The following is a 9129-nucleotide window of genomic DNA, read 5'->3' as shown; positions in this document are numbered from 1 at the left end:
CGCAGGACAAGGAAGGCTTCGGCAGCGTTATATCGCACGAAGAAAATGTGAAATTCATTTTCGAGGAGTCTCGCACCTTCCACTCCAATCAACTTGTCACTGAAGCTCTTTACAAAAATGTTCCCAAAGCAACAATCTTTTAGAAATGAGCCTTAAATTTTCATCATGGCTCCCAGCTAAAGGAGCCATGGTGTTTCCTTCAAAGGTGAATTTAACATAGTGTAACGAAAAGCAGCTCCAACATTTGACGGAATGTATAATGAAAATTTGTTTGAAAGCATGTATAGTAAAAATATTCAGAATTTTAGAATGATTACATAGTGTTCATGGAGAATGTTATTACGTAAGACCATTGTACCCTTCCGCTAACATGAAAATCTGTTTCATGCCTCATTGTTGTTCAACATCCATCTTATTGTTTTTTAGATACTTTAACCAATTAAATAAAAGGGGAGATATGATGTCAAACATGGTTAAGATTGGTCTCATTCAAGCTTCCAATGAAGCAGATGGCAATGAATCCGTGTCGGTTCACAAGGAACAGGCGATTGAAAAGCATATCAAACTCGTAAGGGAAGCAGCAGAAAAAGGAGCTCAAATCATCTGTTTACAGGAGATTTTTTATGGTCCTTATTTTTGTACGGAACAAAATGCCAAATGGTATGATGCGGCGGAAGAAATTCCGAACGGCCCGACTACCAGCAGATTTCAGGCATTGGCCCGTGAATTGGGCACCGTGATTGTGCTTCCAATCTATGAAAGAGAAGGGATTGCAACCTATTACAATACAGCTGCAGTGATTGATGCAGACGGCTCCTACCTTGGCAAGTACCGAAAACATCATATTCCACAAGTGAACGTTGGCCATGAAGGCAACGGTTTCTGGGAGAAATATTACTTTAAGCCCGGTAATCTGGGATACCCGGTTTTTGACACGGCGTTTGCCAAGGTAGGGGTTTATATATGCTACGACCGCCATTTTCCGGAGGGAGCTAGACTTCTAGGGTTAAACGGTGCTGAAATCGTGTTTAACCCTTCTGCCACGGTCGCTGGCCTTTCGGAATACTTATGGAAGCTCGAACAGCCGGCTCATGCGGTTGCCAACGGATATTATATCGGAGCGATCAACCGTGTAGGAACGGAAGGTCCATGGAACCTTGGGGAGTTTTACGGTCAATCATACCTTTGCGATCCGCGTGGGAATTTTGTAGCCATGGGCAGCCGTGATCAGGATGAAGTGGTCATTGGTGAGATGGACAAGGAATTGATCCGCGAAGTAAGAAATACCTGGCAGTTCTTTAGAGACCGACGTCCTGAAACCTATCAGGAAATGACCACGCTTTTGCCTTAATTCCAAAGAATAGAGGGGGCATACAAAATGAGTAACGGAAGCCAAGCGTTTATTTCACTGCAAGAACTTCAGCGAAACTTTGACGAGGTAAGGTCAGGATTGACTCAAGCGGAAGCCAGGGACGAATCAAACAGGTGCCTGTATTGTTATGATGCTCCATGCATTCAAGCCTGTCCGACCGGGATCAACATCCCGTCATTTATTAAAAAGATCGCATCTGGGAACTTAAAGGGTTCAGCAAGGATCATCATGGAATCGAACCCTGTAGGAGCAAGCTGTGCAAGGGTTTGTCCGACCGAGGAGCTCTGTGAAGGAGCATGTGTACTCAACGACTCCACTAAACCCATCATGATCGGTGATCTTCAGCGCTATGCCACAGATTGGGCGATCAAGAACGAACAGACATTGTTTAAGGCTGGTGAGAAAAACGGCTTAAAAGTTGCTGTGATCGGCGGCGGGCCTGCAGGTTTGTCATCAGCCCGAGAGCTTGCTCTGCTCGGCTATGAAGTCACTATTTTTGAAGCAAAAGAACAGGCTGGAGGGTTAAATACGTATGGCATCGTCTCGTTCCGCCTGCCGCAAAAAGTTTCATTATGGGAAGTACAGCAAGTTGAAAAACTCGGTGTAGAAATAAAAACGAATACGATGATCGGAAGAGATGTTCAGGCAGCAGATGTTCTTACTGAATATGATGCTGTAGTACTTGCTGTGGGAATGTCGAAGGTACCGATGCTCCGAATTGAAGGAGAAAATCTTGACGGTGTCCACGATGCTATTCAGTTTGTGGAAGACACTAAAACAAAAGAACTTTCTGAAGCTTACATCGGCAAAAGGATAGCCGTCATCGGGGCAGGCAACACAGCTATTGATGCGGCAACGTGTTCCATTCGCTTGGGAGCGGAGAATGTAAAAATCCTTTACCGCCGGACTCAGGAGGAAATGACCGCATACGATTTTGAGTTTGAATTCGCAAAACAGGATAATGTGGAATTTCGGTGGCTGACCGCTCCAAAACGAATCATTGGAGATGAAAAAGGCAAGGTGAAGCAGCTGGAATGCATCCGCATGCAGCTTGGCGAGCCAGGAACAGACGGGCGAAGAAGGCCGGTTCCGGTCGAAGGATCTGAATTTATTCTGGAGGTGGACGCAGTCATTAAGGCGATCGGGCAGACAAGGTATACCAATCTGATTGAATCCTTTGGGCTCGAACATCAGTGGGGAACGGTTAAGGTCAACCTTGAAACCTATCAAACTTCCAATGAAAAAGTGTTTGCTGCTGGTGATGTTATTTTTGGTGACGGGCAGGGAGAAGCGATGGTCGTTACAGCCGCACAGCAAGGGAAAAGAGCAGCTTATGCGATTCATCAGACGTTAAAGAATTCCATAATTGAGACCGCGTAACCATTTGTTTTTCAATCAAATCACTTAGGAGGGTCTTTATATGGCAGATTTGCGTATTAACCTTGCAGGAATTGAATCACCAAATCCATTTTGGCTGGCCTCTGCACCGCCAACCAATTCGGGGTATCAGGTTCAGCGTGCTTTTGAAGCTGGCTGGGGAGGAGCAGTATGGAAAACGCTGGGTGAACCAATCATCAATACAACCGCCCGTTTTGCAGCTGTTAGTTTTAACGGGAAAAAAGTAGCAGGATTCAATAATATAGAACTGATCACAGACCGCCCCCTCGAAGTAAACCTTAAGGAAATCTATGAAACGAAGAAAAGGTTTCCGAACCATGCCATTATCGCCTCTTTAATGGTAGAACCGAAAAGGGAAAAATGGCACGAAATCGTCAAGCGGGTAGAGGATGTGGGCGTTGATGGACTGGAACTGAATTTCGGCTGTCCTCATGGTATGGCTGAACGTGGAATGGGTGCAGCTTCAGGACAGCAGCCTGATCTGGTCCAGGCACAGACGATGTGGGCGAAGGAAGCTGCGAGAACGCCTGTCATTGTGAAACTGACACCAAACATCACGGATATTACGGTTACCGCTAAAGCAGCCGTTCAAGGCGGAGCGGACGCAATCAGTATGATCAATACGATCAACAGTTTAGCCGGTGTAGACATCGACACCTGGAATACGATTCCTCATGTTGCAGGCAAGGGAGCACATGGAGGCTATTGCGGACCTGCGGTTAAACCGATCGCCTTGAACATGGTGGCCGAATGTGCAAGAAATCCTTTCATCAATGTGCCGATCTCAGGAATCGGCGGGATATCAACATGGCGGGATGCAGTGGAATTTATGCTGATGGGGGCAGGAGGCGTACAAGTCTGTACAGCAGCCATGCATCACGGCTTCAGCATTGTAGAGGATATGATTGATGGCTTAAGCAACTACTTAGATGACAAAGGAATCTCATCGGTTCAGGAGATTATCGGAAAATCAGTGGAACGTTATTCTGACTGGGGCAACCTGGATCTAAACTACAGGATTGTCGCCCGCATCAACAATGATGTCTGCATCAATTGCAACAAATGCCATATTGCATGTGAAGATACTTCTCATCAATGCATTGATATGCTTACAGATCCTAACGGGCAAAAATATTTGGAAGTCCGAGAAGATGACTGTGTAGGCTGTAACCTCTGTTCGATTGTATGTCCTGAAGAAGGTGCGATCGACATGATTGAACTTCCTCATGAGCAGCCTCCGATGACTTGGAACGAACGCCAGACGGTTTTGGCTGGATACAAAGATAATGAACGGGAGGCAGCAAAATGAAAAAAGTGATAAAAAACGGTACAATCGTAACCGCATCTGATACGTTTGTGGCAGATGTTGTCGTTGAAAACGGGAAGATAGCAATGATCGCAAAGAACCTTCCAAGTGAAGGCATGGAGGTGATCGATGCTGAAGGATGCTATATCTTTCCGGGAGGCATCGATCCCCATACCCATCTGGAGATGCCGTTTGGCGGTACGGTAAGCAGAGATGATTTTGAGACCGGTACGATTGCTGCAGCCTTCGGAGGAACGACGACGGTTATCGATTTCTGCTTAACTGACAAAGGGGTTTCACTGAAGAATTCCATCGAAATGTGGCATAACAAATCAAAGGATAAAGCCGTCATCGATTATTCGTTCCACCTTATGATTGGGGAAATAAACGAAGAGGTAATGAAGGAGATTCCGCAGGTAATAGAGGAAGAAGGCATCACTTCATTTAAAGTATTTATGGCGTATAAGAACGTGCTTCAGGCAGATGATGAAACCTTGTTTAAGACGCTGGTTATGGCAAAAGAACAGGGAGCCCTTGTTATGGTACATGCTGAAAACGGGGATGTCATTGATTTTCTGACTAAAAAAGCGCTCGAAGAAGGGAAGACGGATCCCATCTATCATGGATTGACGAGGCCACCGGAACTGGAAGGGGAAGCAACTGGCCGTGCCTGCATGATGACAGGGCTGGCTGATTCTCAGCTGTACGTGGTTCATGTATCCTGTCAGGAAGCAGCCGAAAAAATTGCAGAAGCAAGAAGCAAAGGCTACCAGGTTTATGGAGAAACATGCCCTCAATACCTAGTGCTTGATCAATCCGAAATGGAAAGGCCTGATTTTGAAGGAGCCAAATATGTCTGGTCCCCGCCGCTTCGGGAAAAGAAACATCAGGAACCGTTATGGAATGCTTTAAAAAGCGGCCAGCTTCAGACGCTGGGTTCGGATCAATGTTCGTTTGATTTTAACGGACAGAAAGATCTTGGCAAGGGAGATTTCACCAAGATACCTAACGGCGGTCCGTTCATCGAAGACCGGTTTTCTGTCCTTTTTTCAGAGGGAGTAAAAAAAGGCCGAATCACACTCAACCAGTTTGTTGACATTGTTTCTACCCGATCAGCAAAACTGTTTGGTTTGTTTCCTGAAAAAGGAACGATCGCTGTTGGCAGTGATGCAGACCTTGTTATCTTTGATCCGGCAAAGGAACGAACTATTTCTGCGCAAACGCATCACATGGCCGTTGACTATAACGCGTTTGAAGGAATGAAGATCACTGGTGAGCCGGTATCTGTTTTATCCAGAGGCGAGTTTGTTATTAAAGATAAAACGTTTGTCGGCGAATTGGGAAAAGGCCGTTATATTAAAAGAAAACGGTTCAATGCCGAAGGGCAGAAACAGCTGGCGGCGCTTTCCAAATAATCGGTAGTCACACTCTTGAAAAGGAGGATGGGGTATGTCAGCATCACAGGAATATTTCGAGGAAAAGGAAAAAATAGATTTTCTCCTGTATCAGGGATATCAGATTACGAGAGTGTCAGAGAATCTTGATGGTGCCGCAGTAGAGTTTGAACGTGTAGGTACTACGAATCAAGAAAGGGAAGTTCTTCTTATTCAAACGGCAGATGCCAGAAAGTATTTTTCGTCTATCATGTTTCATCAGCAAAAAAATCTTACACCGGCAGAATAATAGACAAAGAGGTTGTTGAGTTATTGCAGCAGCCTTTTTGTACGTTGAAAAAGGAGGAATGACTTTGAAAGTTGAACAGATTCAGATCAATAGTGAACGGCTGAATGCCAATTTGCAAGAGTTGGCCGAGATCGGAAAGATCGGGGAAACAGGTGTATGCAGGCCGGCCCTTTCACCTTTGGAAAAGGAAGCCTTTAAACTTGTAAGTACTTGGATGGAAGAAGCAGGGATGTCTGTCAGGATTGATCATTTTGGAAACTTGATCGGCAGAATCGAAGGCAAGGATAGGAAGGCTCCGGTGCTCATGATAGGTTCACATCTGGATTCTCAGCCTTACGGAGGCCGTTTTGACGGGCCTGCTGGGGTTCTTGCCGGCATTGAAGCTGTAGCCACCTTAAAGGAACAGGGGATTACACCAGACCGGCCGATCGAAGTCGTATCGTTTTGTGATGAAGAAGGATGGAGGTTTAACCGAGGCTTGTTTGGGTCCAGGGGTATACTAGGTAAGCTGGATGAAGGAGATTTAATGCGTAAGGACCAGGATGGAGTTACAAGAGAACAGGCTTTGCGTGATTTCGGCTGTGATCCGGCCAAGTTTCATGAATCACAATATCAGCCGGGAAGCATCCATGCTTTCTTGGAGCTTCATATTGAGCAAGGCCCGGTGCTGGATAAGTCTAATCTTCCTATTGGAGTTGTAACTGGCATCTCTGGCCCTTTATGGTGGACGGTCAAGCTGAAGGGATTTGCCGGGCATGCGGGTTCCGTTCCTATGGGGATGCGGCAGGACGCTATGCTGGGAGCTTCAGAAATCGCACTCGCTCTCAACCGGATCGTCCAGCAGGAACCGGGAGCACCAACGGTTGGAACGGTCGGCCATGTACAGGTCTTTCCGAATTCAAGAAACATCATTGCTGAAGAAGTAACGTTTACCGTCGACCTGCGGGACATTGACCAAAACCGCCGTGACCGATATGAGAAACAGCTGCGGCAGGAAATTGAGGAGATCTGTCAAAAGTATCAGCTGAACTACGAGATTCAGGAAGATACGAACAGTGAGCCGCGTTATTGTGCCGACTGGATCAAGGAGATTATGCACGACGAAAGCAAACAGATGGGACTGGAAACACCAGAGCTCATGAGCGGGCCTTTCCATGATGCATTGATGCTCTCTTATGCGTGTGATTACGGAATGATTTTTGTCCGCTGCAAAGACGGCATCAGCCATAATCCTGCGGAATTTTCTGCACCGGAGGATCTTGCGAAGGGGACGGAGCTGCTATATCGGACGATGAGAAGAATGATGTTAGTTAAATAAGAAAAGGCATGCAGGCGTTTAATATCGTCTGCATGCCTTTTGTATCTTTCAGTGTGAGTAAAATTATTAAGAAATCCTTAATCACTATTAAAAATATACTTTTGGTTACTTTTCATAATACCTTTCCATCACAAACTTTGAACGATCTCCACGGACAATGCTAGAGGAGAGTTCGATGGGGGATTGTTTGGTTGAATATGTTATGGACTCCAATAAAAACGAAGGGGATCCTACAGGAATGTTTAGTAATTCACTCATTGTTTGATTGGTTAAGATAGGCTCAATTGATTCCATAGATCGGTAGATATCAACCTCAAATTTGGTTCTCAACAATTGGAATAATGAACCTGAACAATCTTCCTGGATCAGGCTAGGAGCAATCTTCCAAGGGATGAACGATGTGGAATGCTGAAGAGGTTCTGTTCCCCCATATCGCAAGCGTACCAGCTTGATGACAGGGTCATCTTCTTTAATCTCAAGAGCTTGAGCCAGAGAGAAATATGCCGGAATGACATCTAAGGTCAGCACTTTTGAATAAGAAACGAGTCCGGCGTCTTTCATTTGTTCGGAAAAGCTCTTAATGCTCTGGGAGAGAGCCTCATTTATCTTAGGCTTGGATACAAAGGTCCCTTTTCCTTGGACCCGATGAATTTTACCGTCAATCTCAAGCTGCTGCAAAGCCAGCCTGATGGTTGTTCGGCTAACATCAAACATCTGGCATAATTCGGATTCCGTGGGCAGCTGACTGCCTACCGGATAGGTTTCATTTTTAATAAGCTCTAAGAGTTTCTCTTTGATCACGTAATACAAGGCAGTTCCAGGGTTTTTATTTATCATATTCTCACTCCGATTAATCTCATACAAAATAGATGTATACATATGTTACAACAAATTTATTGCCATTTACAAATTTATTTAATAGTTAAAATAATTTACAGGGGTATTTTGGGGCCAAATATGACCACACCAAAGAATACTATATGGCTTAGTTCTTATCAAAAATGAGCAAAACCAGTATATTCAGACACCTTTTTATATAATCTAAAAATTTAGAATATTCAATTGACAAGAATCATGAAATGAAATAGATTTGTAGTAACAACATAACAAATAAAAGGAAGGGGGTTATTTTTATGACCTATGATGTTCTGGTTCAAGGAATTATTTCAACCGATATCATTTTTTCATCCATTCCTAAACTCCCAAAACCAGGAGAGGAAGTATATTGCGGGTCTTTTGAATTTACGTGTGGAGCTGCTTACAACACAGCGGTTGCACTATCAAGATTAGGAATGAAAGTAGCTGTTATCTCTCCTATCGGTAATGATTTTTTAAGCCGTTTTATGAAAGAAAGTTTAGAGGCTGAGGGTGTATCTACTTCACTAATGCTAGAAGTAGATCAGCCGTTGCGTTGTTTATCGGTGGCCATTAATTATGGGGGAGACCGGTCGTTTCTTTCCTATCAGGATAACGTGGAGAAATTGAACCTGGCAGATTACGCGAAGATGGTGATTCAAAAGACTGACTCGAAAGTATTACATACCGGCGCGGTAAGTGAGAATATATCCGTCATTGAGACTGCTAAGAAAAAAGGCATGTATATCTCTTTGGATGTCGGTTGGGATGAGGAATGGCTTACGAACCCTCAATTAGACGAACTAATTAAAATGGCAGATATCTTTACCCCCAATCAAAAAGAGGCAGAAACGATAACGGGTTTATTGAATCCTCTAGAGGCGATTGAGAAATTAAACAAATATGCTGCCCCTGTAGTCATTAAATTGGGGGAAGAGGGGGCAATTGTAAGACATAAAAACGCCACGAAAAAGATTTTAGGATATAAATGCAGTGCAGTTGATACAACAGGCGCAGGCGATGTTTTCTCTGCAGGACTGTTAACTGGAATTCTAAAGGGATGGTCATTAGATGATTCAGTAAAGCTAGGTAATTACTGTGGCAGCTGTTCGGTGCAAAGTCTAGGAGGAACGACCGGTAGCCCGACCTGGCAACAAGTACAGCAGGATTTTTTTGAACCCAGTAAATAATATAGGA

Annotated in this window: 8 protein-coding genes; 7 read left to right on the top strand and 1 reads right to left on the bottom strand. The window is 44.5% G+C overall.

Annotated features, from left to right (window positions below):
• The first annotated feature begins 460 nt into the window (after window positions 1–460).
• The 6 genes from AR335_RS05000 to AR335_RS04975 are packed head-to-tail and all read left to right on the top strand — an operon-like array spanning window position 461 to window position 7077.
• Window positions 461–1351 carry a nitrilase-related carbon-nitrogen hydrolase gene (locus AR335_RS05000; RefSeq protein WP_062232482.1) on the top strand — a complete coding sequence of 297 codons (891 nt, stop codon included), beginning with the start codon at window positions 461–463 and terminating at the stop codon, window positions 1349–1351.
• Window positions 1352–1378: 27 nt separating this feature from the next.
• On the top strand, window positions 1379–2752 hold the full coding sequence (locus tag AR335_RS04995) for an NAD(P)-dependent oxidoreductase (protein WP_062232480.1): 1374 nt from the start codon (window positions 1379–1381) through the stop codon (window positions 2750–2752).
• Window positions 2753–2792: 40 nt separating this feature from the next.
• The gene (gene preA / locus AR335_RS04990; protein WP_062232477.1) at window positions 2793–4079 is read left to right on the top strand and encodes an NAD-dependent dihydropyrimidine dehydrogenase subunit PreA; all 1287 of its coding nucleotides are present in this window, start codon (window positions 2793–2795) and stop codon (window positions 4077–4079) included.
• Window positions 4076–5491, top strand: a complete 1416-nt coding sequence (hydA, locus tag AR335_RS04985; protein ID WP_062232476.1) for a dihydropyrimidinase — start codon at window positions 4076–4078, stop codon at window positions 5489–5491. The genes preA and hydA overlap by 4 nt, the downstream gene beginning before the upstream one ends.
• A gap of 34 nt (window positions 5492–5525) precedes the next feature.
• The gene (locus AR335_RS04980) at window positions 5526–5759 is read left to right on the top strand and encodes a hypothetical protein (protein WP_062232475.1); all 234 of its coding nucleotides are present in this window, start codon (window positions 5526–5528) and stop codon (window positions 5757–5759) included.
• Window positions 5760–5817: 58 nt separating this feature from the next.
• Window positions 5818–7077: a M20 family metallo-hydrolase gene (locus AR335_RS04975; RefSeq protein WP_062232474.1), complete on the top strand. Its 1260-nt coding sequence runs from the start codon at window positions 5818–5820 to the stop codon at window positions 7075–7077.
• Window positions 7078–7182: 105 nt separating this feature from the next.
• On the opposite strand, the gene AR335_RS04970 is transcribed toward AR335_RS04975, so the two are convergent.
• On the bottom strand, window positions 7183–7914 hold the full coding sequence (locus AR335_RS04970) for a GntR family transcriptional regulator (RefSeq protein ID WP_062232473.1): 732 nt from the start codon (window positions 7912–7914) through the stop codon (window positions 7183–7185).
• Window positions 7915–8210: 296 nt separating this feature from the next.
• Here AR335_RS04970 and AR335_RS04965 point away from each other — a divergent pair, with 296 nt between their 5' ends.
• Complete coding sequence (locus AR335_RS04965; RefSeq protein ID WP_062232472.1) at window positions 8211–9122, top strand: carbohydrate kinase family protein; 912 nt, start codon at window positions 8211–8213, stop codon at window positions 9120–9122.
• The last annotated feature ends 7 nt before the right edge of the window (window positions 9123–9129 follow it).

This window comes from Fictibacillus sp. FJAT-27399 (assembly GCF_001510655.1).
GTDB classification, from domain to species: Bacteria; Bacillota; Bacilli; order Bacillales; family Fictibacillaceae; genus Fictibacillus_C; species Fictibacillus_C marinisediminis.
Note: the sequence above shows the minus strand (reverse complement) of the source record. Positions and strands in the feature narration are given on the sequence as shown.